24 protein-coding genes are annotated in these 23,537 nt (G+C 71.9%); 18 read left to right on the plus strand and 6 right to left on the minus strand.

Annotated elements, in window-relative coordinates:
* Nucleotides 1-148 precede the first annotated feature (148 nt).
* The 3 genes from ACFWBF_RS28715 to ACFWBF_RS28725 are packed head-to-tail and all read left to right on the plus strand — an operon-like array spanning nt 149 to nt 2,648.
* Nucleotides 149-661 (plus strand): hypothetical protein, encoded by a 513-nt coding sequence (locus ACFWBF_RS28715; protein WP_385606988.1) that lies wholly within the window; start codon nt 149-151, stop codon nt 659-661.
* Nucleotides 651-1,832 carry an MAB_1171c family putative transporter gene (locus ACFWBF_RS28720; protein WP_385606990.1) on the plus strand — a complete coding sequence of 394 codons (1,182 nt, stop codon included), beginning with the start codon at nt 651-653 and terminating at the stop codon, nt 1,830-1,832. Before ACFWBF_RS28715 ends, ACFWBF_RS28720 begins: the two co-directional genes overlap by 11 nt.
* 30 nt (nt 1,833-1,862) lie before the next feature.
* Nucleotides 1,863-2,648: an SDR family NAD(P)-dependent oxidoreductase gene (locus ACFWBF_RS28725; RefSeq protein WP_385606992.1), complete on the plus strand. Its 786-nt coding sequence runs from the start codon at nt 1,863-1,865 to the stop codon at nt 2,646-2,648.
* 69 nt (nt 2,649-2,717) lie between these two features.
* On the opposite strand, the gene ACFWBF_RS28730 is transcribed toward ACFWBF_RS28725, so the two are convergent.
* A complete protein-coding gene (locus ACFWBF_RS28730) occupies nt 2,718-2,975 on the minus strand; it encodes a hypothetical protein (protein WP_385606994.1) in 258 nt (85 codons plus the stop codon).
* Nucleotides 2,976-3,378: 403 nt separating this feature from the next.
* On the minus strand, nt 3,379-5,016 hold the full coding sequence (locus tag ACFWBF_RS28735) for an ABC-F family ATP-binding cassette domain-containing protein (protein ID WP_385606996.1): 1,638 nt from the start codon (nt 5,014-5,016) through the stop codon (nt 3,379-3,381).
* 144 nt (nt 5,017-5,160) lie between these two features.
* Here ACFWBF_RS28735 and ACFWBF_RS28740 point away from each other — a divergent pair, with 144 nt between their 5' ends.
* Nucleotides 5,161-6,123 carry a GlxA family transcriptional regulator gene (locus ACFWBF_RS28740; protein WP_385606998.1) on the plus strand — a complete coding sequence of 321 codons (963 nt, stop codon included), beginning with the start codon at nt 5,161-5,163 and terminating at the stop codon, nt 6,121-6,123.
* A 110-nt stretch (nt 6,124-6,233) separates the two neighbouring features.
* Nucleotides 6,234-6,869, plus strand: coding sequence for a DJ-1/PfpI family protein (locus ACFWBF_RS28745; protein ID WP_385607000.1), 636 nt, complete (start codon nt 6,234-6,236; stop codon nt 6,867-6,869).
* On the opposite strand, the gene ACFWBF_RS28750 is transcribed toward ACFWBF_RS28745, so the two are convergent.
* On the minus strand, nt 6,856-7,632 hold the full coding sequence (locus ACFWBF_RS28750; protein WP_385607002.1) for an enoyl-CoA hydratase/isomerase family protein: 777 nt from the start codon (nt 7,630-7,632) through the stop codon (nt 6,856-6,858). The two genes, ACFWBF_RS28745 and ACFWBF_RS28750, sit on opposite strands and share 14 nt — an antisense overlap.
* A 77-nt stretch (nt 7,633-7,709) precedes the next feature.
* Here ACFWBF_RS28750 and ACFWBF_RS28755 point away from each other — a divergent pair, with 77 nt between their 5' ends.
* Together ACFWBF_RS28755 and ACFWBF_RS28760 are read left to right on the plus strand one after the other, a co-directional pair.
* Nucleotides 7,710-8,402 carry an HdeD family acid-resistance protein gene (locus tag ACFWBF_RS28755; RefSeq protein WP_385607004.1) on the plus strand — a complete coding sequence of 231 codons (693 nt, stop codon included), beginning with the start codon at nt 7,710-7,712 and terminating at the stop codon, nt 8,400-8,402.
* Nucleotides 8,403-8,532: 130 nt separating this feature from the next.
* Nucleotides 8,533-9,030, plus strand: coding sequence for an ATP-binding protein (locus tag ACFWBF_RS28760; protein ID WP_385607030.1), 498 nt, complete (start codon nt 8,533-8,535; stop codon nt 9,028-9,030).
* A gap of 41 nt (nt 9,031-9,071) precedes the next feature.
* Here the strand turns inward: ACFWBF_RS28760 and idi are convergent, their stop codons facing one another.
* The 3 genes from idi to ACFWBF_RS28775 all read right to left on the minus strand — a co-directional run bounded on the left by idi (nt 9,072) and on the right by ACFWBF_RS28775 (nt 11,641).
* Nucleotides 9,072-9,671 carry an isopentenyl-diphosphate Delta-isomerase gene (gene idi / locus ACFWBF_RS28765; RefSeq protein ID WP_385607006.1) on the minus strand — a complete coding sequence of 200 codons (600 nt, stop codon included), beginning with the start codon at nt 9,669-9,671 and terminating at the stop codon, nt 9,072-9,074.
* A gap of 135 nt (nt 9,672-9,806) precedes the next feature.
* The gene (locus ACFWBF_RS28770) at nt 9,807-11,093 is read right to left on the minus strand and encodes a GNAT family N-acetyltransferase (RefSeq protein ID WP_385607008.1); all 1,287 of its coding nucleotides are present in this window, start codon (nt 11,091-11,093) and stop codon (nt 9,807-9,809) included.
* 410 nt (nt 11,094-11,503) lie between these two features.
* Nucleotides 11,504-11,641: a hypothetical protein gene (locus ACFWBF_RS28775; RefSeq protein ID WP_385607009.1), complete on the minus strand. Its 138-nt coding sequence runs from the start codon at nt 11,639-11,641 to the stop codon at nt 11,504-11,506.
* Between ACFWBF_RS28775 and ACFWBF_RS28780 the strand changes: the two genes are divergently transcribed.
* The 11 genes from ACFWBF_RS28780 (at nt 11,618) to ACFWBF_RS28830 (ending at nt 23,381) form a co-directional block, all read left to right on the plus strand.
* A complete protein-coding gene (locus ACFWBF_RS28780; protein WP_385607010.1) occupies nt 11,618-13,243 on the plus strand; it encodes a DUF5941 domain-containing protein in 1,626 nt (541 codons plus the stop codon). The two genes, ACFWBF_RS28775 and ACFWBF_RS28780, sit on opposite strands and share 24 nt — an antisense overlap.
* Nucleotides 13,240-14,004, plus strand: coding sequence for a sugar phosphate nucleotidyltransferase (locus ACFWBF_RS28785; protein ID WP_385607012.1), 765 nt, complete (start codon nt 13,240-13,242; stop codon nt 14,002-14,004). The genes ACFWBF_RS28780 and ACFWBF_RS28785 overlap by 4 nt, the downstream gene beginning before the upstream one ends.
* The gene (locus tag ACFWBF_RS28790; protein ID WP_385607014.1) at nt 13,992-15,053 is read left to right on the plus strand and encodes an iron-containing alcohol dehydrogenase family protein; all 1,062 of its coding nucleotides are present in this window, start codon (nt 13,992-13,994) and stop codon (nt 15,051-15,053) included. Before ACFWBF_RS28785 ends, ACFWBF_RS28790 begins: the two co-directional genes overlap by 13 nt.
* Nucleotides 15,031-15,810, plus strand: coding sequence for a CDP-alcohol phosphatidyltransferase family protein (locus ACFWBF_RS28795; RefSeq protein ID WP_385607015.1), 780 nt, complete (start codon nt 15,031-15,033; stop codon nt 15,808-15,810). Before ACFWBF_RS28790 ends, ACFWBF_RS28795 begins: the two co-directional genes overlap by 23 nt.
* 8 nt (nt 15,811-15,818) lie before the next feature.
* Entirely contained in the window at nt 15,819-16,691 is an 873-nt protein-coding gene (locus tag ACFWBF_RS28800; protein WP_385607032.1) for a glycosyltransferase family 2 protein, read from the plus strand.
* Between the two features lie 94 nt (nt 16,692-16,785).
* Complete coding sequence (locus ACFWBF_RS28805; protein WP_385607017.1) at nt 16,786-17,715, plus strand: ABC transporter permease; 930 nt, start codon at nt 16,786-16,788, stop codon at nt 17,713-17,715.
* The gene (locus ACFWBF_RS28810; protein ID WP_385607019.1) at nt 17,708-18,490 is read left to right on the plus strand and encodes an ABC transporter ATP-binding protein; all 783 of its coding nucleotides are present in this window, start codon (nt 17,708-17,710) and stop codon (nt 18,488-18,490) included. Before ACFWBF_RS28805 ends, ACFWBF_RS28810 begins: the two co-directional genes overlap by 8 nt.
* Before the next feature lie 347 nt (nt 18,491-18,837).
* The gene (gene hpnC / locus ACFWBF_RS28815; RefSeq protein WP_385607020.1) at nt 18,838-19,776 is read left to right on the plus strand and encodes a squalene synthase HpnC; all 939 of its coding nucleotides are present in this window, start codon (nt 18,838-18,840) and stop codon (nt 19,774-19,776) included.
* Nucleotides 19,773-20,753, plus strand: a complete 981-nt coding sequence (hpnD, locus tag ACFWBF_RS28820; RefSeq protein ID WP_385607022.1) for a presqualene diphosphate synthase HpnD — start codon at nt 19,773-19,775, stop codon at nt 20,751-20,753. The genes hpnC and hpnD overlap by 4 nt, the downstream gene beginning before the upstream one ends.
* Before the next feature lie 73 nt (nt 20,754-20,826).
* Nucleotides 20,827-22,209, plus strand: a complete 1,383-nt coding sequence (hpnE, locus tag ACFWBF_RS28825; protein WP_385607024.1) for a hydroxysqualene dehydroxylase HpnE — start codon at nt 20,827-20,829, stop codon at nt 22,207-22,209.
* A 71-nt stretch (nt 22,210-22,280) separates the two neighbouring features.
* On the plus strand, nt 22,281-23,381 hold the full coding sequence (locus tag ACFWBF_RS28830; RefSeq protein WP_385607026.1) for a polyprenyl synthetase family protein: 1,101 nt from the start codon (nt 22,281-22,283) through the stop codon (nt 23,379-23,381).
* Nucleotides 23,382-23,537 lie beyond the last annotated feature (156 nt).

Genomic DNA, 23,537 nt, shown 5'->3' on the forward strand with positions numbered 1-23,537 from the left:
TACAAGATCTGTAGGGATGGTGGAACGCCCGTTCGTCTTCCGGCGGACGGGCTTCCGCGTTTTGCCGAAGGACGCCATGCCCCTGCCCACGCACGCGTACCGACGTTGCCCGAGAAAGGGTCCGAAGAGGGATCAGAAGAGGGATCACATGCGCCATCCGCAACTCAGCCTGCGCAAACGGTGCGAGTCGATTCTCGGCCGTCTGGACCTGACGCACCCCTTCTCCCTCGACGCCCTGTGCGACCGGGTCGCGGAGCAGCGCGGCCGCCCCATCAGACTCCACCCTCTGCCCAAGGAGGCGGCCGAGTCCGGGGTGTGCGGGCTGTGGGTGGGCACCGCGAGCGTGGACTACGTCTTCTACGAGGCCCAGACCACTCCCTTGCACCGGGAGCACATCGTGCTCCACGAAATCGGCCACATCCTGTTCGGGCACCACTCGCTGGACGGCGAGGAGACCGACGGACGGGCCCCCACCGTGCTGGGGCGCACCAACTACACCACCCGCCAGGAGCAGGAGGCGGAGATGCTCGCCAGCATGATCCGCATCCGCACGGCGAGCGCAGGCCGGCCCGCGTCCCAGGGCGGGGGCCGTGACACCCTCGCCCGGCTGGAGTCGGCCATGGGCTACGAGCGACGGGGGCCCGGCCACCATGGCAGCTGATCTCACCGCCTTCGGCGACTGGCTCGCCGTCCCCAGCGTCGTCTGCCTGTGGATCGCGGTACTGCTGCGCGCCCCGGGCGCGCTGCGCTCCCCGCACCAGCGCGGCCTGTGGCTCGCGGTCGCCACGGCCGCCGCCGCGATGACCCTGAACCTGCCCGCCGTCGTCACGTACGCGATGGGCCGCGACCCCGGCTACGCCCACACCATCGGCCTGATCCGCAACCTCATCGGCGTGCTGTCGGCGGGCGCCGTGCTCTACTTCGTGGCCGCCGCCACCCGCGGCCGCCGGCTCCAACTCGCTTCCGGCACCGGCACGGTGGTCTGGCTGACCGCACTGCTCGTGCTCGACGCCGCCGCGCCCGCGCACGGCACGCACACCATCCCGCCCGTCGGCGACGCGGTGCCGTCCCTGGCGTACTGGCTGGTGCTGATCTCCGCGCACCTGCTCGCCAACACCGTCTGCGTGTACGTCTGCTGGCGCTACAGCCGGCGCACCGAGAGCCGTGGTCTCGCCGCCGGACTGCGACTGTTCGGCCTCGGTACCGCGCTCGCCGGGCTGTTCTGGTTCGCGTACCTGCTCAAGGCGCTCTTCGCCAGCACCTGGGCGATGCCCGCCCTGCCGCTGCTGATGAACCTGCACGGCCTGGTGCGCGCCGCCGCCATCCTCGTGCCGATGCTGTTCGCCTTCCGCCGCACCAGCGCCGACATCGCGACCGCCTGGCGGCTCTGGCCGCTGTGGCGCGACCTGGTCCACGCCGTCCCGCACGTCGCCCTGACCAAGCCGCGGGCCGGCCGGGTGCTGGAGCTGCTGTGGCCGCCGGTACCGCGCAACCTGCTGGTGTACCGCAAGGTCATCGAGACCCGCGACGCGATCCTGATCCTGGGGGAGTACGTCGCCCCGGGCGCCCCGGAGCGGGCCCGCAGCCATGTCGCGGGGCACGGGGTGCCCGACCAGCGGCGCGCCGCGGCCGCGCTGGCCTGCGTACTCAAGGAGGCGCGGGGGGCGAAGCTGGCCGGGGTCGAGCAACAGCGCGGCGAGGCCGACGCGTTGGAGCTGCCGGCCGCGATCCAGACCTCGGCCGAGGGTGGTGACCTGGAGAGCGAGGCCCGTTTCCTCGTCGACGTCGCCCGGGCCTACGCCTCGCCGGCGGCCACTGCCTTCGCCCCGTGACACGTTCAACAGCCAGGAAGTGAAACGCCCTTGACCACCGTACTGATCACCGGAGCCAGTGCCGGACTCGGCGCCGCCTTCGCCCGCGGCTTCGCGGCCAAGGGCTGCGCCCTCGTCCTCGTCGCCCGGGACAAGCACCGCCTGGAAACCGTCGCCGAGTCACTGGAACGGGAGTTCGGAGCCCGCTGCGAGGTGCTGCCCGCCGACCTGCTCGACGCGGGCGGGTGCGCGGCCGTGGAGCAGCGGCTCGCCGACCGCGCCCGCCCCGTGGACATCCTGGTCAACAACGCGGGCTTCGGCCTCCCCGCGCCCTTCCCGTACAGCCCCGTCGAGGACGAGGAGCGGATGCTCGACCTGCTGGTGAAGGTCCCGCTGCGGCTCACCCACGCGGCTCTGCCGGGCCTGCGCGAACGCCGCCGGGGCGCGGTCGTCAACGTCTCCTCGGTGGCGGGCCTCCTGCCGACCGGGACCTACGGGGCCGCCAAGGCCTGGGTCACCGCCTTCAGCGAGTCGCTGCGCGTGGACATGGAGCCGTACGGGGTCCGCGTGCTCGCGGTGGTACCGGGGTTCACCCGCACCGAGTTCCAGGAGCGCGCCGGGATGGACGTCAGCGCCCTGCGCGAGGCGGTGTGGCTGGAGCCGCGGGCCGTGGTGGCCCAAGCCCTGAAGGACCTCGCCCGCCGCCGTCCGATCAGCGTCACCGGCCGCCGCTACCAGGCGTACGCACTGGCCGTCCGCCACCTCCCGCGCACCTTCGTGGCCCGGAAGATGGCCCGCACCCGGCGCGCCCCGGCCGACGGGTCGGGCGAGCGCTGAAGCTGCCGCGGCACCCCGATGCGCGGCCCGGTGACGGGTCCGCGCACGGCGTGCTGCGAGAGTGACCAGTCAGTGGCCGTGGCCGTGCCCGTGTCCTCCGTATCCGTTGTCGTCGTCGTCATCGTGGTCCCAGCCGCTGTTGTACCAGCCGTGGCCGCCGTGGCCGCCGTCGTCATCGTCGCCGCAGTCGCCGCCGGTGACGTAGCTGACGGGGTGGGTCGGGGCAGCCGCCGAGGCGGTACCCGCCGCGCCGAGCGCGGCCCCGCCGGCCATCAGGAGACCGGCAGCGGAGACCGCGAAGAGGCGCTTCGCTCGCTGTGCATGCATGAGAATTTCCCTTTCCTCCACCCCCTCGTACCTCATCGAGGCATGAAGGGGGGAACCGCAGCCGCACAACGCGTGCGCAGCGCGGATCGGATGCAGGGCCGCGGTCGGTGCGGAAGCACGATTCCGGCCACAAGGGGCCTCAGACGCCACATGGGTCCAGGCGAGGAACGCGTCAGAGGTGCCTGCCTTGCCGACGCGGAACTCCGGCCATGGGCGCGTGCTCCGTGGTTGCGGCTCTCAGTCACCAAGGCTAGTCGCGCACGAGCCGGTCGGCACCTCGGGAGGCCGAAAGGCCGCCCCGCACTCGGCGCCACCAACTGGCCGCCCCGTCGGCAGGATCCGAAAGAGACGGCCTAGTGCCGTGCCGGGCGCCGCGACGCGGTGAACCTTTCCGGTCACAGCACTAGATCTCCGTGACCTTGCCGTCCGCGACTTCCAGGCGGCGGGTCACGTGGACCGCGTCGAGCATGCGGCGGTCGTGGGTGACCAGCAGGAGGGTGCCCTCGTAGGCGTCCAGGGCGGACTCCAGCTGTTCGATCGCCGGGAGGTCGAGGTGGTTGGTGGGCTCGTCCAGCACCAGCAGGTTCACCCCGCGGCCCTGGAGCAGCGCCAGGGCGGCGCGGGTGCGCTCGCCGGGGGAGAGGGTGGCCGCCGGGCGCAGCACGTGGGCCGCCTTCAGGCCGAACTTCGCCAGCAGCGTGCGGACTTCGGCCGGCTCGGTGTCCGGGACGGCCGCGCAGAAGGCCTCCAGCAGCGGCTCGTCGCCGAGGAACAGCCCGCGCGCCTGGTCGACCTCGCCGACCAGTACGCCGGAGCCGAGCGTGGCGGCGCCGGAGTCCGGGGTCAGCCGGCCCAGCAGGACGGCCAGCAGTGTGGACTTGCCGGCGCCGTTGGCCCCGGTGATCGCGACCCGATCCGCCCAGTCGATCTGCAGACTGGCCGGCCCGAAGCCGAAGTCCCCCCGCCGGACGGCCGCTTCGCGCAGCGTGGCGACGACCGAGCCGGAGCGCGGGGCCGCCGCGATCTCCATGCGCAGGTCCCACTCCTTGCGCGGCTCGTCGACCACGTCCAGGCGCTCGATCGCGCGCTGCGTCTGCCGGGCCTTGGCGGCCTGCTTCTCGCTCGACTCGCCGCGCAGGTTCTTGCCGATCTTGTCGTTGTCGGTCGCCTTGCGGCGGGCGTTGCGCACGCCCTTGTCCATCCAGTTGCGCTGCATCTGGGCCCGGCCCTCCAGGGCGGACTTCTTGCCCGCGTACTCCTCGAACTCCTCGCGGGCGTGGTCGCGGGCGCGCTCGCGCTCCTCCAGGTAGGCGTCGTAGCCGCCGCCGTAGAGGTTGATCTGCTGCTGGGCCAGGTCGAGTTCGAGGACCTTGGTGACCGTGCGGGTGAGGAACTCGCGGTCGTGGCTGATGACGACCGTGCCCGCGCGCAGGCCCTTGACGAACTTCTCCAGCCGTTCCAGGCCTTCGAGGTCGAGGTCGTTGGTGGGCTCGTCGAGCAGGAACACGTCGTAGCGGGAAAGGAGGAGCGAGGCGAGGCCCGCGCGCGCCGCCTGGCCGCCGGAGAGCGCCGTCATCGGAAGGTCCAGGCCCACGGTGAGGCCGAGCTCGGCGGCGACTTCCTCGGCCCGCTCGTCGAGGTCGGCGCCGCCCAGGTTCAGCCACCGGTCCAGGGCGTCCGCGTACGCGTCGTCCGCACCCGGGGTCCCGTCCACCAGACCCTGCGTGGCCTCGTCGAGCTCCGCCTGCGCGGCGGCCACACCCGTACGCCGGGCCAGGAAGTCCCGTACCGACTCTTCGGGCCGGCGCTCCGGCTCCTGCGGGAGGTGGCCGACGGCGGCGGTGGGCGGGGAGAGCCGCAGCTCACCGGTCTCGGGGGTGTCCAGCCCGGCGAGCAGGCGCAGCAGGGTGGACTTCCCGGCGCCGTTGACGCCGACGAGGCCGATGACGTCGCCGGGCGCGACGACGAGGTCGAGATCGGCGAAGAGGGTGCGCTCACCGTGCGCGGCGGTGAGGTTCTTGGCGACGAGGGTTGCAGTCATGATCTGTCGATCCTATCCGCGCGCCTCCCCTCCCCGGTGCGGGGAGGTCATGGCCGGGTCAGGGCCGGGTTATGGCCGGGTCATGGCCGGATAGGTGGGATACCCGGCATTGCGGCCATCGGCTCCGCATCACAGGATGAGGTCATGTCGCCTCGAAACGTGCTCGTCGTCCTCTACGACGGGGTGCAGAGCCTGGACGTCACCGGGCCGGTGGAGGTCTTCGCGGGTGTCGCCCGGGCCCCGGGGCCCGGGCGCTACGACATCCGGACGGTCTCCCTCGGCGGTGCGCCGGTCCGTACGAACAGCGGGCTGACGCTGGTGCCGGACGGGGACCTGGAGGGCGAGCGGCCGGGAGCCGGGACCACGCTGCTGGTGCCCGGGGGGCAGTACTCGGCCGACTTCGAGCCGCGGCTCACCGACTGGCTGCGCGCCCACGGGGGTGGGGCGCAGCGGCTGGTGTCCGTGTGCACGGGAGGTCTGCTGCTGGCCGAGGCCGGGCTGCTGGACGGGCGGCGGGCGACGACGCACTGGAACGCCTGCGAGCGGATGGCCCGGGACTACCCGGCCGTCGAGGTGGAGCCGGACCCCATCTACGTACGGGACGGCCCGGTGAGCACCTCGGCCGGGGTGACGGCGGGGATCGACCTCGCGCTGGCCCTGGTCGAGGAGGACTTCGGGCGGGACCTCGCGCTGGCCATCGCCCGGCACCTGGTGGTCTTCCTGCGGCGGCCGGGGAACCAGGCCCAGTTCAGCGCACAGCTCGCGGCGCAGACCGCCCGGCGGGAGCCGCTGCGGGACGTCCAGCAGTGGATCACGGAGCATCCGGGCGGGGACCTCACCGTGGAGGCGCTCGCGGCCCGGGCCCGGCTCTCCCCGCGCCACTTCGCCCGCGCCTTCCAGGCGGAGACCGGGGTGACGCCCGGCCGGTACGTCGAGCGGGTACGGGTGGAGCACGCGCGGCGGCTGCTGGAGGACAGCGCGCAGGGGGTGGCCCAGATCTCGCGCGCCTGCGGTTACGGGACGCCGGAGGCACTGCGCCGGGCCTTCGTGAAGACCCTGGGCCAGTCCCCGGCGGAGTACCGCCGCCGCTTCGGCGGCCGCGCCTGACGCACACCCCCGGTGCAGCGCACAGCCCCGCCCGGCGCACAGCCCCGCCCGGCGCACAGCCCGTACAGCGCACAGCCACCACCGAAACCGTCTACCGCTCCGGAGGAGCCATGCAGATCGCCATCCTGCTCTTCGACCGTTTCACCGCCCTCGATGCCGTCGGGCCCTTCGACACCCTCGGCCGGCTGCCGGGGGCCGAGACCGTGTTCGTGGCCGAGCGGCCCGGACCCGTGCGCAACGACTCCGGCGTGCTCGCGCTGGTGGCGGACAAGGCGCTCGCCGACGTGCCGAACCCCGACATCATCCTGGTCCCGGGCGGCCCCGGGCAGAGCGACCAGATGGAGAACGAGGTCCTGCTCGACTGGCTGCGGGCGGCCGACGCCACCAGCACCTGGACCACGTCGGTGTGCACCGGCTCACTGCTGCTGGCCGCCGCCGGGCTGCTCCGTGGCCGGCGGGCCACCTCGCACTGGCTCGCCCTCGACCAGCTCCCGGCGTACGGGGCCGAGCCCACGGGCGAGCGGGTCGTCTTCGACGGCAAGTACGTGACCGCCGCCGGGGTGTCCTCCGGCATCGACATGGGCCTGGCCCTGCTGGGCCGGATCGGCGGGGACCGGCTGGCCCAGTCCGTCCAGCTGCTGACCGAGTACGACCCCCAGCCGCCCTACGATGCGGGCTCGCCGGACAAGGCCCCGGCCGACGTGGTTGAGGAATGGCGGGGCAAGAGCCGCTTCATCCTGCGGTAGGAGCGGTATGCCCGGTGGTCCAGGTGAACGCCGGGGTGCGGCGCTCCAGGAACGCGGCGACACCTTCGGCGGTGTCGCCGCTTGCGGCCGCCTGCGCCGCCCAGTGGGCGTCCCGGTCGCTCCGGCCGTCGGCGAACTCCTTCGCGGCCGCCTGGGTCAGCTGTGAGCGTGTGGTCAGGATCCTGGTGAACTCTCGCACCCGTTTGTCCAGTTGACCCGCGGGCAGCAGCTCGTTCAGGAATCCGGCCCGCAAGGCGTGCTCGGCATCGATCAACTCCGCCGAGAACAGCAGGTATTTGGCGACGGCCGACCCGACCAGATCCGTCAACCGCCGGGTGGACGAAGCCGCGTACACGATGCCCAGCCTCGCCGGCGTGACCCCGAAGGAGGCGCCCTCCTGCGCGAAGCGAAGGTCACAGGCCGCCGCCAACTGGCTGCCGCCGCCCACGCAGAAGCCGCGGATGGCCGCCACCGTGGGTTTGGGGAAGGCCGCCAGGGCCTCCTCGGCGGCCACGGCCAAGGCCTGCTGGTCCTCGCCCCCGGTGATGGCGGAGATGTCCGCCCCCGCGCAGAAGGTCTCGCCGGCGCCCGTCAGTACCAGCACCCGTACGGCGGGATCGGCCGCGAAGCCTTCCAGCAGCTCCGGCAGGCGGCGCCACATGCTCGCGGTCATGGCGTTCCGCTTGGCGGGATGGGAGATCACGACCGTGGCGACCCCGTCGGCCACCGAGTGCAGAAGCGTTGCGGTTGCGGCTGCGTCCATGCGCCGGATGCTATCCCGGGCCGTCCTCCCTATGATCAAGGGAGTCCGTCCGGGGGGTGCGAGGAGGTGGCACGTCCATGGGCGCAGACCGTGCAGACCGTGCAGACCGTACCGAGGCGGGCAGGGACAGGAAGCAGGTCAGCCGGAGCTTCGGCGTGCTGGCCCTGCTGGGCGTCCTGCTGGTGATCGCGGGGCTGGTGGGGCTGATCTACACCGCCGCCGCCACCCTGACCTCGATGTTCCTCTTCGGCTGGCTGCTGCTGGTCGGCGGCCTGGTCGGGCTGGTGCACGCGGTGCAGTCCCGCAAGAGCAACTACTTCTGGCTCGCGGTCATCGTCGCCGCCATCAACATCGCGGCCGGTTTCGTGATCCTGCGGCGCCCCGAGGCGAGCGCCGAGGCGCTGACCATGTTCGCGGCGCTGCTCTTCCTCACCGGCGGGGTGTTCCGGCTGGTCGGCGGCCTGGTCGTGCGCGGTGCGAACTTCGGGCTGACCCTCGTCCAGGGTGCCTTCGGCATCCTGCTGGGCGTGCTGATCCTCTCCAACTGGCCCGGCAACAGTCTGTACGTGATCGGAACCTTCTTCTCCCTCGCCCTGCTGTTCGACGGGCTGAGCCTGGTGGGCGTGGGCCTGGGAGCCCGCCGCATTCTGGGCTTGGTCAGCGAAGACACCCCGCAGGGCGGGGCGGCGGAGGGGGAGGGTGCGGTGGCCGAGACGCGCGAGGCGGCCGAGAAGCGCCTGCCAGAAGATCAGGATCGGTCCAACAACTGACTCTGTCATACGCCAGTGGTCAAAAAGCGTCCGATAGACGCTGACTTGTGGTCAGCGGTCCGGCCCGGCCCGGGCTGTTCCCCACTCTTGTCGCGTGGAGACGATCGAGCGCGAAGACGGGGGCCGGGAAATGGACGTCAGCGGGAGTGTCCCGCCAGCCGAGGGGGGCGGACCGAAGGCTCCGGCCGCCGCCCCCCTTGCATATGAGGGAGTGTGGCGGTTCACCGCTCCCGCGGTGGAAGAATCCGTTCCGCAGGCCCGCCGGGCGGTCCGCGACCTGCTGGGGCGCCAGGGGGTGCCGGCCCATCAGGACCTGGTGTACTCCCTGCTGCTGATCGTCTCCGAACTGGTGACGAACTCGGTCCGGCACGCGGCCCTGCTCTCCCCGGAGGTCGCCGTCGAGGTCGCCATCGGCCGGGAGTGGGTACGGGTGGCCGTCGAGGACAACCACCCGTACCGCCCCAAGGCGCTGGAGGCGGATTTCGGCCAGACCGGCGGCCGGGGCCTGCTCCTGGTCCGCGAGATCACACTGGAGTCCGGCGGGGTCTGCGACGTCGAGCACACCTCGACGGGCGGCAAGGTCATCTGGGCGGCCCTGCCGCTCACCGCACCGACACCGGCCGGCTGATCTCCGTACGGCTGATCCCCGCAGGGCTTACGCCGTACGGCCTACCAGCCCGCGGCCTCGCCGGTCAGCTCGCGGATCGCGGGCCGGGCCGCGTCCAGCACGGTCATGAACCAGGCCGAGAACGGCGCCTCGGCATGCCTCTTCGTCAGCTCCTCGGCGGTGACGAACGCGGTGTCGCCGACCTCCTCCGGATCCGGTCGCAGAGTCGCCTGCGCGAGTCCCACGAACAGGTGGTTGTACTCCTGCTCGACCAGCCCCGACGCGGGGTCCGGGTGGTTGTAGCGGACCGTGCCCGCCTCGGCGAGCAGCGAGGGCGACAGCCCCAGTTCCTCGTGGGTCCGCCGGGCCGCGGCCGCGAACGGGGACTCCCCGGGGTAGGGGTGACCGCAACAGGTGTTCGACCAGACGCCGGGGGAGTGGTACTTCCCGAGGGCCCGCTGCTGGAGCAGCAGACGGCCCTGCTCGTCGAAGAGGAACACGGAGAACGCCCGGTGCAGCAGACCGGGCGCCTGGTGGGCGGAGAGCTTCTCCGCCGTGCCGATGGTGTTGCCGGACTCGTCGACCAGTTCGAGCATGATCGTTTCTTGAGTGCCGGTGCCGTTGGACGCGCTGTTCGCGGCGGTGGCTGGTGTGGTCGGCATACCCATCCTTCGCTTCGGACTTCGACCTTCAGTCTGCCGTACAAAAGGGGCTTGTCCCCACTTCGGTGATCCGCGCATGTCTGCCCCCCGACGCGTGATAAGCGACGGGGGGCAGATCATCCGGCTGCGGCGGGATCAGACCCCGAACGGGGCGGGGTACGTGACCGTGCCTGCCGCGACCGGCACGGAATCGTCCAGGACCAGCGCCATCATCGCCTCGTCGGGCACCTCGAAGGGCGCCCGGATCCCGAAGCGCGAGGCCGGCAGGAACCCGAAGCGCGGGTAGTACTCCGGATGCCCCAGGACCAGGACCAGCGCCTCCCCCCGTTCCTTGGCCGCCGCGAGCAGCGCCCGTACGACGGCGCTGCCGGCGCCCGAGCGCTGGTGCGCGGGAGCGGCGGCCACCGGCGCGAGGGCCAGCGCCGCCGCGCCGCCCACCTCGCAGCGGGTCAGCAGCGCGTGGGCCGCCACGGATCCGTCCGGGCCCTCGGCCACGTACGAGAGCCCCGGCAGCCACGCTCCGTCGGTCCGCAGCGCGTCCACGAGATCCGCCTCCAGCGGGGTCGCGAAGGCCGCCAGGTTGACGTCCCGTACCGCCGCCTCGTCGGCCGCGGTCTCCGGACGGGCCGCCCAGGCGCCCCCGTCCCCGGCGCTCACCGGGCGCAGGACGAAGCCGGTGTACCCGTACTCGTGCCCGTACCGCTCCCGTACGTCGAGCTCCTCGCGTACGGCGGCCAGCGCCGCGGCGGCCGCCGGGTCCACGGGCTCCGCCTCCCCGGCCACCCGCTCGGCGAGCGGGCCGTAGTACTCGCCCCAGTCGGAGTCGGGCAGGTGGTGCACGCCCAGCACCCGGTACCCGGCGGCCTGGGCGGACGCGAGGTTGCGGGCGGTGGAGCGCAGTGCGCACTGGGGGTCCCAGAAGGCGCGGGCCCCGGCGGACGGCTCCTCGGCGGTCCACTCGCACTCGGTCAGCACCAGGGTGCCGCCGGGCGCGAGCAGCCGCTTCCACTGCGCGAGCGCCTTGTCGAAGCCGAGGATGTAGGCGGACCCCTCGGCCCAGATCAGGTCGAAGGAACCGTCCTCGCAGGGGAGCGCGCCCATGTCCGCCCTGACGGCGTGGACGCGGTCACCGAGCCCGCGGGCCTCGGCGCCCGTACGGAGCTCGTCGAGGAAGCCGTCGTGGACGTCGACGGCGGTGACGCGTGCGCCCTCGCCCGCCTCGGCGGCGAGCAGCAGGGCGCTACGGCCCGGACCGCAGCCCAGGTCGAGGATGCGCGGCCGCTCGGGCAGCCGTCCGCACAGGGACAGCAGGCGGCGGGTGCTCGCGTCGGACCCGGGAGCCTGTCGGGGCAGCCCGCGGTGCAGCGTGTAGAAGGCCCGCATGAAGGGGCTGAAGGAACTGAAGGTGGTGTTGTCGGTCAACGTGAACCCTTGAACGGGGGCTCCGGCCGACGAGGCCTGCGTGGGTGTGTGATCAGGCCTGGCCGGACGCCCGGAGGAAATGGGGGATGCACCGGAGTTCGCTGCGCATGGCCGCGACCACTGCGACGGTCATCAACCCACCTCTTTCGACTCGACACGATCAGGGGCGTGTCCACCGTAACATCCATGCCGTTTGTGGTATCGCGCCGTGATCGTCAATGATGATCACGCCTGGCCCGAAGCCCGGAATACTTGGCTTGTCGGGCGTAAACGGGTGGTGAACCCCTGCTTCCGTTCATCCGATAGCCTCTGCCGACGAGCCGCCGCCCACGAGGCGGCCGTCCCGTGTTCGTCACAAGGAGTGAGTTCGTCTGCCGACCGTCATCCTCACCGGCCTGCCGGTCCCCGGATCACCGCTCGCCGACCAGCTGCGCTCCCTCGGCTTCGACGTCCGCTCCGCCGCCGCACCTGAAGAGACCGCCGCCGCGCTGGCCGCCGTACCCGCCGACCAGCGGGTGGCCGTCGTGGACAGCGGGTTCGTCGGGCACGTGCACGCGCTGCGGCTCGCGCTGACCGACCCGCGGTTCGACGCCTGCGCCGTGACCGGGGCCATCGCCGTCCAGCCGGGCGCCCGCGCGGCCCTCGACAAGGCCGCCGAGTCGGCGCCCGAGGGCGCCGGCCCGTACGCCGACCGGCTCGCCGCCGTGGTCGAGACCGCCGGGACCACCGTCCAGCGCCCCGAGCTGGGCACGCTCGTCGCCGCCGTACCCGCCACCACCGCGGAACGCGACGCGGCGGCCGCCGCCGTCGTCGCCGTGGACGACGAGGCCGTCCGGCTGCGCACCGCCGTGAAGTCCCGCGACGGGTTCTTCACCACCTTCTTCATCAGCCCGTACTCGCGCTACATCGCCCGCTGGTGCGCGCGCCGCGGCCTCACCCCGAACCAGGTGACCACCGCCTCGCTGATCACCGCGCTGATCGCGGCCGGCTGCGCCGCCACGGGCGAGCGCTGGGGCTACGTCGCGGCGGGCGTACTGCTGCTCGTCTCCTTCGTCCTGGACTGCACCGACGGGCAGCTCGCCCGCTACTCGCTCCAGTACTCGACGATGGGTGCCTGGCTGGACGCGACCTTCGACCGCGCGAAGGAGTACTCCTTCTACGCGGGCCTCGCGCTCGGGGCCGCCAGGAACGGCGACGACGTCTGGGCCCTCGCGCTCGGCTCGATGATCCTGATGACCTGCCGGCACGTGGTCGACTTCGCCTTCAACGAGGCCAACCACGACGCCACGGCCAACACCAGTCCCACCGCGGCCCTGTCCGACAAGCTCGACAGCGTCGGCTGGACGGTCTGGGTCCGCCGCATGATCATCCTCCCGATCGGTGAGCGCTGGGCGATGATCGCGGTGCTGACCGCCGTCACCACCCCGCGGATCGTCTTCTGCGCCCTGCTGATCGGCTGCGCCTTCGGCGCCCTCTACACCACCGCCGGCCGGGTGCTGCGTTCGCTGACCCGCAAGGCGACCCGTACCGACCGGGCCGCTCAGGCCCTCGCGGACCTCGCCGACTCCGGTGTGCTCGCCTGGGTCCGCTCGTCGGCCCCCGCGAAGCGCCGGCCGGACAAGGCCGCCGTGTGGCTGGCCCTGGCCGGCTCCGTGCTGATGGTCGGCGGGGCCGTCACCCGCGACTTCCGCGACCCCTGGCTGATCGGGACCGCCGTGGCGTACGCGTTCTTCTCGGGCGCGGCCGTCTCCAGGCCCCTCAAGGGCCCGCTCGACTGGCTGATCCCGCCGCTCTTCCGGTTCGCCGAGTACGTGACGATCCTCGCGCTGGCCGCCAAGTCGGACGTCCCCGGAGCCCTTCCGGCGGCATTCGGACTGGTAGCGGCGGTCGCCTACCATCATTACGACACGGTGTACCGCATCCGCGGTGGCTCCGGCGCGCCCCCGCGCTGGCTGGTGCGGGCGATCGGCGGGCACGAGGGCCGGGTCCTGCTGACCGTGGTCCTGGCAACCGTCCTCGCACGCGACGCGTTCCCCGTCGCGCTCACGGCCATGGCCGTGTTCGTGGCACTGGTGGTGCTCGTGGAGAGCATCCGATTCTGGGTCTCCTCCGGAGCACCCGCCGTACATGACGAAGGAGAACCAGCATGATCGGCCTTGTACTCGCTGCCGGTGCCGGACGCCGCCTGCGTCCCTACACCGACACCCTGCCCAAGGCCCTCGTGCCCGTCGGCCCCGAAGGCGCGGAGGAGAGCATCACGGTCCTGGACCTGACGCTCGGCAACTTCGCCGCCGTCGGCCTCACCGAGGTCGCGATCGTCGTCGGCTACCGCAAGGAAGCCGTCTACGAGCGCCGGGAGGCCCTGGAGGCCAAGTACGGCGTCAAGATCACGCTGATCGACAACGACAAGGCCGAGGAGTGGAACAACGCCTACTCCCTGTGGTGCGCGCGTGAGGTCCTCGAGCAGGGCGTGATCCTCGCCAACGGCGACACCGTGCACCCGGTCTCCGTCGAGGAGACCCTCCTCGCGGCCCGCGGCAACGGCCGGAAGATCATCCTCGCCCTCGACACGGTCAAGAACCTGGCCGACGAGGAGATGAAGGTCATCACGGCAACCGGCGACGCCGACGGGGGCGCCGTCCAGAAGATCACCAAGCTGATGGACCCCGCCGGGGCCACCGGTGAGTACATCGGTGTCACCCTCATCGAGGCCGAGGCCGCCGCCGAGCTCGCCGACGCGCTGAAGACCACCTTCGAGCGGGATCCCGACCTCTACTACGAGGACGGCTACCAGGAGCTCGTGAACCGCGGCTTCACGGTCGACGTGGCCCCCATCGGCGACGTCAAGTGGGTCGAGATCGACAACCACGACGACCTCGCCAAGGGCCGGACGATCGCATGCCAGTACTGACGCGGCTCATCCCCTCGCCGGTCGTCGTCGACATCAGTCGCGGCGCCATGGACGACCTGGCCGGCCTCCTGGCCGACCAGCGGATCTCCGCGTCCGGCAAGCTGGCGATCGCGATCAGCGGCGGCTCCGGCGTGGCGCTGCGCGCCAAGCTGGAGCCCGTGCTGCCGCACGCCGACTGGTACCCGGTCGTCGACGGCACCATCGACTCCGCGGTCAAGCTGGCCGACGACATAAAGGGCCGCCGCTACGACGCCGTGGTGGGCCTGGGCGGCGGCAAGATCATCGACGTGGCGAAGTACGCCGCGGCGCGGGTCGGGCTGCCCATGGTGGCCGTCGCCACCAACCTCTCCCACGACGGCATCTGCTCGCCGGTGTCCATCCTGGACAACGACAACGGCCGGGGCTCCTACGGTGTCCCCACCCCGATCGCCATGGTGATCGATCTCGACGTGATCAAGGAAGCCCCGGTGCGGTTCATCCGCGCCGGCATCGGCGACGCGATCTCCAACATCTCGGCCATCGCCGACTGGGAGCTCTCGCACCGCCTCACCGGCGAGCCCGTCGACGGCCTGGCCGCCGCCATGGCCCGTACCGCCGGCGAGTCCGTCCTGCGCCACCCCGGTGGCTGCGGCGACGACGAGTTCCTCACCGTGCTCTCCGAGGCGCTCGTCCTCTCCGGCATCGCCATGTCGATCAGCGGGGACTCCCGCCCGTCGTCCGGCGCCTGCCACGAGATCAGCCACGCCTTCGACCTGCTCTACCCGGGGCGCTCCGCGCTCCACGGCGAGCAGGTCGGCATCGGCGCCGCCTTCGCGATGCACCTGCGCGGAGCCGCCGAGCAGTCCGGGCTCTTCGTCCAGGTGCTGCGCGGCCACGGGCTGCCCGTGCTGCCCCAGGAGATCGGTTTCAGCGTCGACGAGTTCGTCGCGGCCGTCGAGTACGCCCCCCAGACCCGTCCGGGACGCTTCACCATCCTGGAACACCTCAACCTGTCCGCCGCCGAGATCAGGGACGCTTACGCCGACTATGCCAAGACCATCCGTAGCTGAACTCCGGCCCGTCGTTCACCCGGCGGGCGTGAAGGACCGGCGCAGCGGCGAGCACTGGGGCGGACGCCTCTACATGCGCGAGATCTCCCTGCGCATCACCCGCTTCCTGGTCACCACCAAGGTCACGCCGAACCAGCTGACCTACGTGATGACCCTGGCCGGCGTCCTCGCGGCCCCGGCCCTGCTGGTGCCGGGCGTCTGGGGCGCCGTCCTCGGCGTCGTGGCGGTCCAGCTGTACCTGCTGCTCGACTGCGTGGACGGCGAGGTCGCCCGCTGGAAGCAGCAGTTCTCGCTGTCCGGGGTCTACCTGGACCGCGTCGGCGCGTACCTGTGCGACGCGGCGGTGCTGGTCGGCTTCGGCCTGCGCGCCTCCGACCTGTGGGGCGGCGGGCGGATCGACTGGCTGTGGGCCTTCCTCGGCACCCTCGCGGCGCTCGGCGCGATCCTGATCAAGGCCGAGACCGACCTCGTCGGCGTCGCCCGGCACCAGGTGGGGAAGGAGCCGGTCAAGGAATCGGCGTCCGAGCCGCGCTCCTCCGGCATGGCGCTGGCCCGCCGGGCCGCCGCCGCGCTCAAGTTCCACCGGCTGGTCCTCGGCATCGAGGCGTCGCTGCTGATCCTGGCGCTGGCGGTCGTGGACCAGGTCCGGGGCGACCTGTTCTTCTCGCGGCTCGGCGTCGCCGTGCTGGCCGGCATCGCGCTGCTCCAGACGGTGCTGCACCTGGTGTCGGTCCTGGCCTCCAGCAGGCTCAAGTGACCGCGCCGATGCGGCTGGGCGCCGTGATCATCACCATGGGCAACCGGCCCGACGAGCTCAAGGCGCTGCTCGACTCCGTGGCCCGCCAAGAGGGCGACCCGGTCGAGGTCGTCGTCGTGGGCCAGGGCGTGCAGGTCACCGGGCTCCCCGATGGCGTGCGCACCGTGGACCTCCCTGAGAACCTGGGCATCCCCGGCGGCCGCAACGTGGGCATCGAGGCCTTCGGGCCCGGCGGCCGCGACGTGGACGCCCTGCTCTTCCTCGACGACGACGGGCTGCTGGAGCGGACCGACACCGCCGAGCTGTGCCGGCAGGCCTTCACCGAGGCTCCCGAGCTCGGGATCGTCAGTTTCCGGATCGCCGATCCGCAGACCGGCGAGACCCAGCGCCGGCACGTGCCCCGGCTGCGGGCCTCGGACCCCATGCGCTCCTCGCGCGTGACCACCTTCCTGGGCGGCGCCAACGCCGTCCGCACGAAGGTGTTCGAGCAGGTCGGGCCCCTGCCGGGAGAGTTCTTCTACGCCCACGAGGAAACCGACCTGGCCTGGCGGGCGCTCGACGCAGGGTGGCTGATCGACTACCGGGCGGACATGGTGCTGCTGCACCCGACGACCGCCCCCTCCCGGCACGCGGTGTACCACCGTATGGTGGCCCGTAACCGTGTGTGGCTCGCCCGCCGAAACCTGCCCGCGCCGCTGGTCCCGGTCTACCTGGGCGTCTGGCTCCTGCTGACGCTCGTACGCAGACCGTCGGTACCGGCGCTCAAGGCCTGGTTCGGCGGTTTCAGGGAGGGTTGGACGACTCCCTGCGGGCCCCGGCGCCCGATGAGATGGCGTACGGTCTGGCGGTTGACCCGACTGGGCCGACCACCTGTCATCTGACGAGCCCGCGTCTGGGAACATGGCGCGATCATGGGCCTCCTGCGACCAGCCTGATGCCCTTCCTGCCGCATCTTGAAGACGAAAGTTTCAACTTGTGAGTGACACAACCCACGACGGCGCCCTCGCCACGAGCAAGCCGCCGTCCGACGACGTGAGGCTGAGCCCCGCGGACCTCGCCGGGAAGTACGGCCTGTCCGTGAGCGGTGCCCGGCCCGGGCTCGGCGAGTACGTGCGGCAGCTCTGGGACCGGCGCCACTTCATCATGGCGTTCTCCAGGGCCAAGCTGGTCGCGCAGTACAGCGAGGCGAAGCTCGGCCAGGTCTGGCAGGTGGCGACCCCGCTGCTGAACGCCCTGGTGTACTACCTGATCTTCGGCCTGATCCTTGACGCGGGGCGGGGCATGGAGAAGGGGGTCTACATCCCCTTCCTGGTGATGGGCATCTTCGTCTTCACCTTCACCCAGAGCTCCTTGATGGCGGGTGTCCGGGCCATCCCCGGCAACATCGGCCTCGTCCGGGCCCTGCACTTCCCGCGCGCCTCGCTGCCGATCTCCTTCTCGATGCAGCAGCTCGGACAGCTGCTGTACTCGATGATCGTCGTGCTCATCGTCGCGATCGCCTTCGGGAACTACCCGCGACTGTCGTGGCTGCTGGTCATCCCGACGCTGGCGCTCCAGTTCGTCTTCAACACCGGGCTCGCCCTGATCTTCGCGCGGATGGGGTCCAAGACTCCCGACCTCGCGCAGCTGATGCCCTTCATCACGCGCACCTGGATGTACGCCTCCGGCGTCATGTTCTCGATCAGCGAGATGCTCAAGGACAAGCCCGCGTGGATCGGGACCGCGCTCCAGTGGAACCCGGCCGCGATCTACATGGACCTGGTCCGCTTCGCGCTGATCGACGGGTACGGACCGAGCAACCTGCCGCCGCACGTCTGGCTCTTCGCGGTCGGCTGGGCCGTCGTGATCGGCCTCGGCGGGTTCATCTACTTCTGGAAGGCTGAGGAGCGTTACGGCCGTGGCTGATAGCAACCAGGGGAAGATCCCCACCGTCATCGCCGACGACGTCCACATCGTCTACCGCGTGAACACCGGCGGTGGCGGCAAGGGCAGCGCCACCGCCGCGCTCAGCAAGATCCTCCGCCGGGGCAAGGTCGACGCCCCGGGCGTGCGCCGGGTCCACGCCGTGCGCGGGGTCTCCTTCACGGCTTACCGCGGTGAGGCCATCGGTCTCATCGGGTCCAACGGTTCCGGCAAGTCGACCCTGCTGCGCGCCATCGCGGGTCTGCTGCCCTGCGAGTCGGGCAAGGTCTACACCGACGGCCAGCCCTCGCTGCTGGGTGTCAACGCGGCGCTGATGAACGACCTCACCGGCGAGCGCAACGTGGTCCTCGGCGGTCTCGCCATGGGAATGACCCGCGAGCAGGTCAAGGAGCGCTATCAGGAGATCGTCGACTTCTCGGGAATCAACGAGAAGGGCGACTTCATCTCGCTGCCGATGCGCACCTACTCCTCCGGTATGGCGGCGCGACTGCGCTTCTCCATTGCGGCGGCCAAGGACCACGACGTCCTGATGATCGACGAGGCCCTGGCCACCGGTGACCGCAGCTTCCAGGTGCGTTCCGAGAACCGCATCCGCGAACTGCGGGAAAAGGCCGGTTCGGTCTTTCTGGTGAGCCACAACAACAAGTCCATCCGCGACACCTGTGACCGGGTGCTGTGGCTGGAGAAGGGCGAACTCCTGATGGACGGGCCCACGGAGGAAGTCGTCTCGGCATACGAGAAGGCGACCAGCCACTGACCGCTGTACCGCAGGCCTCGACAGGCCCCCGCCGCTCCCCGCGGCGGGGGCCTCGGCATGCGGGGGAGCGATTTGCGCATTGTAGGGACGACATTAAGTAGCCGACCGAATACCCGTTGAGCCTCCGCGGCGTTGTACAGCGTAAGCTGGACCGCGTCCTGAATCGAGGCAAGAGGGGACGATTCCCCGCAGGTGAACGGCCTGGGGTACCCCGGGGAAAGTCCGGCGGCGTGTCCGAAATAGGATGTATTGGGTCGGCAGTGTAGAACGGGAGATGTGACGGCAATGGCTACGGGAATTCTCCGGCCCCCAAGCACGACGGCCGTCCCCGCCCCGGGCGGCGGGCGGTGACCGCGGGGCACGGCATCCGCCCCCGGTCCGACACAGCCCACGCGCGCGCCACCCTCGGCAAAGCGGCGTCGGAGAACTTCCCCGTCGCCCCCGCCTTCCTTCCCCGCGCCTGGCGCGAGGGCCTCATGGCCGTCTACGGATACGCGCGCCTGGTCGACGACATCGGCGACGGCGACCTCGCCCCCGGCGGACGCGACGCGGTACTCCTCGGGCTCGACCCCGCCGCCGTGGACGACCGGCTCGCCATGCTCGACGCCCTCGAGGCCGACCTGCACCGTGTCTTCAACGGCTCCGGCGGCGCGGACGGCCCCCCGCGCCACCCGCTCCTGCTCGCGCTGCAACCCGTCGTCCGCGCCCACGCGCTGACCCCCGAGCCCTTCCTCGGCCTCATCGAAGCCAACCGCCAGGACCAGCGGGTCGCGCGCTACGAGACGTACGGGGACCTCCTCGGCTACTGCGAGCTCTCCGCGAACCCGGTCGGCCGCCTCGTGTTGTCCCTCACCGGCACCAGCACCCCCGAGCGCATCCGCCGCTCCGACGCGGTCTGCACCGCGCTGCAGATCGCCGAACACCTCCAGGACGTCGCCGAGGACCTCGGACGGGACCGGATCTACCTCCCCGCCGAGGACATGCGCCGCTTCCACGTCACCGAGGCCGACTTGGGGGCCCCGAGCGCCGGCGCATCCGTACGCTCCCTCATCGCATTCGAAACAGAACGCGCACGGGACCTCCTGAATGAAGGCACCCCGCTCGTGGGTAGCGTGCACGGAAGGCTCCGGCTGCTGCTCGCGGGTTTCGTGGGAGGAGGGCGCGCCGCCCTGCGGGCCGTCTCCGCCGCCGGCTTCGACGTACTTCCCGGCCCGCCCAAGCCCACCAAGAGCGGACTGTTCCGCGAGGTGGCCGCCGTCCTTCGCACCGTGCCGAGAAAGGGGTGAGCCCGAACGTGGAGGGCCCCACACACGCGTCTACACCATCTGCGCCGTCCGCCCCGGTACAGGCGGCCTACAGCTACTGCGAGGCCGTCACCGGCTCGCAGGCGCGCAACTTCGCGTACGGCATCCGGCTGCTGCCCACCGACAAGCGGCACGCGATGTCCGCGCTGTACGCCTTCTCCCGGCGGGTCGACGACATCGGCGACGGCACGTTGCCCCCCGAGGCGAAGCTGACCCGGCTGGAGGAGACCCGCGCCCTCCTCGGCCGGATCCGGGCCGAGGAGGTCCACGAGGACGACACCGACCCGGTCGCCGTCGCCCTCGCGCACGCGGCGAACCGTTTCCCGATCCCGCTCGAAGGGCTCGACGAGCTCATCGACGGCGTGCTGATGGACGTGCGCGGCGCGACCTACGAGACCTGGGACGACCTCAAGCTCTACTGCCGCTGCGTGGCCGGAGCCATCGGGCGGCTCTCGCTGGGCGTGTTCGGGACCGTCCCCACCGCGGGCCCCGGCGCCCTCGACGCCGCCCGCGCCGGCGAGTACGCCGACACCCTGGGCCTCGCCCTGCAACTGACCAACATCCTCCGGGACGTACGGGAGGACGCCGGCAACGGCCGCACCTACCTGCCCGCCGAGGACCTCGCCAAGTTCGGCTGCTCCGACGGCTTCCAGAGCGACCGGTTGCCCCCCGGCGCCGACTTCGCCGGGCTCGTCCACCACGAAGTCCGGCGCGCCCGCGCCCTGTTCGTCGAGGGCTACCGGCTGCTGCCGATGCTCGACCGGCGCAGCGGCGCCTGCGTCGCCGCCATGGCGGGCATCTACCGGCGCCTGCTGGACCGCATCGAGCGCGAGCCCGAGGCGGTGCTCCGCGGCCGCGTCTCGCTGCCGACGCACGAGAAGGCGTACGTGGCCGTCCGCGGCCTCTCCGGCCTCGACGCGCGGACCATCTCACGTCAGAGCAACCGGAGGCGGGCCTGATGGCGGCCCCGCAGACAGGCGGCGCAACCCCGCGCCGCGCGGCGGCGTCTGTCGCAGCGACGGAGGAGGACGTATGACCGCCAGCACCGCCCACCAGGCAGTGGTCGTCGGCGGCGGCCTCGCCGGGGTGACCGCCGCGCTCGAACTCGCCGACGCGGGACTGCGGGTCACCCTGCTCGAAGGCCGGCCCCGGCTCGGCGGCCTCGCCTTCTCCTTCAAGCGCGGCGAACTGACCATCGACAACGGCCAGCACGTCTACCTGCGCTGCTGCACCGCCTACCGGTGGTTCCTGGACCGCATCGACGGCGCCGACCTCGCGCCCCTGCAGGACCGGCTCGACGTACCCGTCCTCGACGCCGCCCACCCCCGCGGACCCCGCCTGGGCCGGCTGCGCCGCAGCGCCCTGCCCGTACCCCTGCACCTGGCCGCCTCGCTGGCCCGCTACCCGCACCTCTCGCTCGCCGAACGGGCGAGCGTAGGGCGCGCCGCCCTCGCGCTGCGCCGGCTCGACCCCACCGATCCGGCCCTCGACGGCCTGGACTTCGCCACCTGGCTGGCCCGCTACGGCCAGTCCCCGCGCGCCATCGAGGCGCTGTGGGACCTCGTCGGCATCGCCACCCTCAATGCCACCGCCGACCAGTCCTCGCTGGGGCTGGCCGCCATGGTCTTCAAGACCGGCCTGCTCTCCGAGAACGGCGCCGCGGACATCGGCTGGGCCAAGGTCCCCCTCGGCGACCTGCACGACACCCTCGCCCGCAAGGCGCTCGACGCGGCCGGCGTACGAACCGGGCTGCGCACCCGGGTCACCGCCATCTCCCGCAGCGCCGAAGGGAATTGGCGGGTCGACACCGAGGGCGAGTCGCTGGACGCCGGCACCGTCGTCCTCGCCGTCCCGCAGCGCGAGGCCCACGGACTGCTCCCGCCCGGCGCGCTCGCCGACCCGGACAAGCTCCTCGACATCGGCACCGCCCCGATCCTCAACGTCCACGTCGTCTACGACCGCAAGGTGCTCAAGGCGCCCTTCTTCGCCGCGCTCGGCTCACCGGTCCAGTGGGTCTTCGACCGCACCGACTCCTCCGGCCTCCCTGACGGAGGCCAGTACCTGGCCCTGTCCCAGTCCGTGGCCCAGGACGACATCGACGAGCCCGTCTCGGTGCTGCGCGCCAAGTACCTGCCCGAACTGGAGCGGCTGCTGCCCGCCGCGCGCGGCGCGAAGGTACGGGACTTCTTCGTCACCCGGGAGCGCACGGCAACCTTCGCCCCCAGCCCCGGAGTCGGCCGGCTCCGGCCCGGCGCGCGGACCGACACGCCGGGGCTCTACCTCGCCGGTGCGTGGACCGCCACCGGTTGGCCCGCGACCATGGAGAGCGCAGTCCGCAGCGGACTGGGCGCGGCGCACGCCGCACTCACCGCACTCGGCCGTCCCCGCGAACACCCCCTGCAGGAGGCGGCATGACCACCACCAGCACCACCGGCACAACTGCGGCAGCACGCACCGCAGTACGTACAGGAACAAGAGGAGAGCCAGTGAACCCGGGTAATCCGGCTGTCGAGAACACGGATGCCAGTGTGGGCACAGCCGCAGGGGGCGCGGAGAAGGCGGACACGCTCGCCCTCCTGGACCGCGGCCGCACGCTGTCCACGCCCGTGCTCCGCGCCGCCGTGGACCGGCTCGCCGCGCCCATGGACACCGTCGCCGCCTACCACTTCGGCTGGATCGACGCCCACGGCAACCCGGCGGACGGCGACGGCGGCAAGGCCGTCCGCCCCGCCCTCGCCCTGCTCTCCGCCGAGGCCGCCGGCGCCGCCGCCGAGGTCGGCATCCCGGGGGCCGTCGCGGTCGAGCTCGTACACAACTTCTCGCTGCTCCACGACGACCTGATGGACGGCGACGAGCAGCGCCGCCACCGCGACACGGTGTGGAAGGTGCACGGACCGGCCCTCGCGATCCTGGTCGGCGACGCCCTCTTCGCCCTCGCCAACGAGGTGCTGCTGGAGCTCGGCACGGTCGAGGCGGGCCGCGCGGCGCGCCGGCTGACCACCGCCAGCCGCAAGCTGATCGACGGCCAGGCGCAGGACATCTCCTACGAGCACCGCGAGCGCGTCAGCGTCGAGGAGTGCCTGGAGATGGAGGGCAACAAGACCGGCGCCCTCCTCGCCTGCGCGGTCTCCATCGGCGCCGTGCTCGGCGGCGCGGACGACCGTACGGCCGACAAGCTGGAGGAGTACGGCTACCACCTCGGCCTCGCCTTCCAGGCCGTGGACGACCTGCTCGGCATCTGGGGCGACCCGGAGACCACCGGCAAGCAGACCTGGAGCGACCTGCGCCAGCGCAAGAAGTCCCTGCCCGTCGTCGCGGCCCTCGCGGCCGGCGGCCCCGCGTGCGAGGAGCTCGCGGAGCTGCTCGCCGCCGACGCCAAGAGCAACGACTTCGAGAACTTCTCGGAGGAGGAGTTCGCGGCCCGCGCCGCGCTCATCGAGGCGGCCGGCGGCCGCCAGTGGACCGCAGACGAGGCGCGCCGCCAGCACGCGATCGCGATCCGCGCGCTGGACGACGTGAACATGCCGCAGCAGGTGCGTGACCAGCTCGTCGCCCTCGCCGACTTCGTCGTCGTGCGCAAGAGGTGATCGCCACCCGGGCCCGTATATGAATCGCGAGTCGCCGGCCGGAGCCGCCGGCATCTGACGCGCGGCGCCGGCCGCCGGCCGACCCCCCCACACCCGAGGTCCCGTGTCGTTTAAAAAAAAGACCCGGCCCCCCAAAAATAGAGGTTATATATAGGT

The sequence above is a fragment of the Streptomyces sp. NPDC060028 genome (assembly GCF_042736725.1).
GTDB lineage: Bacteria > Actinomycetota > Actinomycetes > Streptomycetales > Streptomycetaceae > Streptomyces.

Coding starts and splice junctions, on each gene's coding strand:
- ACFWBF_RS28715 (WP_385606988.1), top strand. CDS start 149: ATGCGCCATCCGCAACTCAGCCTGCGCAAACGGTGCGAGTCGATTCTC.
- ACFWBF_RS28720 (WP_385606990.1), top strand. CDS start 651: ATGGCAGCTGATCTCACCGCCTTCGGCGACTGGCTCGCCGTCCCCAGC.
- ACFWBF_RS28730 (WP_385606994.1), bottom strand. CDS start 2,975: ATGCATGCACAGCGAGCGAAGCGCCTCTTCGCGGTCTCCGCTGCCGGT.
- ACFWBF_RS28735 (WP_385606996.1), bottom strand. CDS start 5,016: ATGACTGCAACCCTCGTCGCCAAGAACCTCACCGCCGCGCACGGTGAG.
- ACFWBF_RS28740 (WP_385606998.1), top strand. CDS start 5,161: ATGTCGCCTCGAAACGTGCTCGTCGTCCTCTACGACGGGGTGCAGAGC.
- ACFWBF_RS28745 (WP_385607000.1), top strand. CDS start 6,234: ATGCAGATCGCCATCCTGCTCTTCGACCGTTTCACCGCCCTCGATGCC.
- ACFWBF_RS28750 (WP_385607002.1), bottom strand. CDS start 7,632: ATGGACGCAGCCGCAACCGCAACGCTTCTGCACTCGGTGGCCGACGGG.
- ACFWBF_RS28755 (WP_385607004.1), top strand. CDS start 7,710: ATGGGCGCAGACCGTGCAGACCGTGCAGACCGTACCGAGGCGGGCAGG.
- ACFWBF_RS28760 (WP_385607030.1), top strand. CDS start 8,533: ATGGACGTCAGCGGGAGTGTCCCGCCAGCCGAGGGGGGCGGACCGAAG.
- idi (WP_385607006.1), bottom strand. CDS start 9,671: ATGCCGACCACACCAGCCACCGCCGCGAACAGCGCGTCCAACGGCACC.
- ACFWBF_RS28785 (WP_385607012.1), top strand. CDS start 13,240: ATGATCGGCCTTGTACTCGCTGCCGGTGCCGGACGCCGCCTGCGTCCC.
- ACFWBF_RS28790 (WP_385607014.1), top strand. CDS start 13,992: ATGCCAGTACTGACGCGGCTCATCCCCTCGCCGGTCGTCGTCGACATC.
- ACFWBF_RS28795 (WP_385607015.1), top strand. CDS start 15,031: ATGCCAAGACCATCCGTAGCTGAACTCCGGCCCGTCGTTCACCCGGCG.
- ACFWBF_RS28800 (WP_385607032.1), top strand. CDS start 15,819: ATGCGGCTGGGCGCCGTGATCATCACCATGGGCAACCGGCCCGACGAG.
- hpnE (WP_385607024.1), top strand. CDS start 20,827: ATGACCGCCAGCACCGCCCACCAGGCAGTGGTCGTCGGCGGCGGCCTC.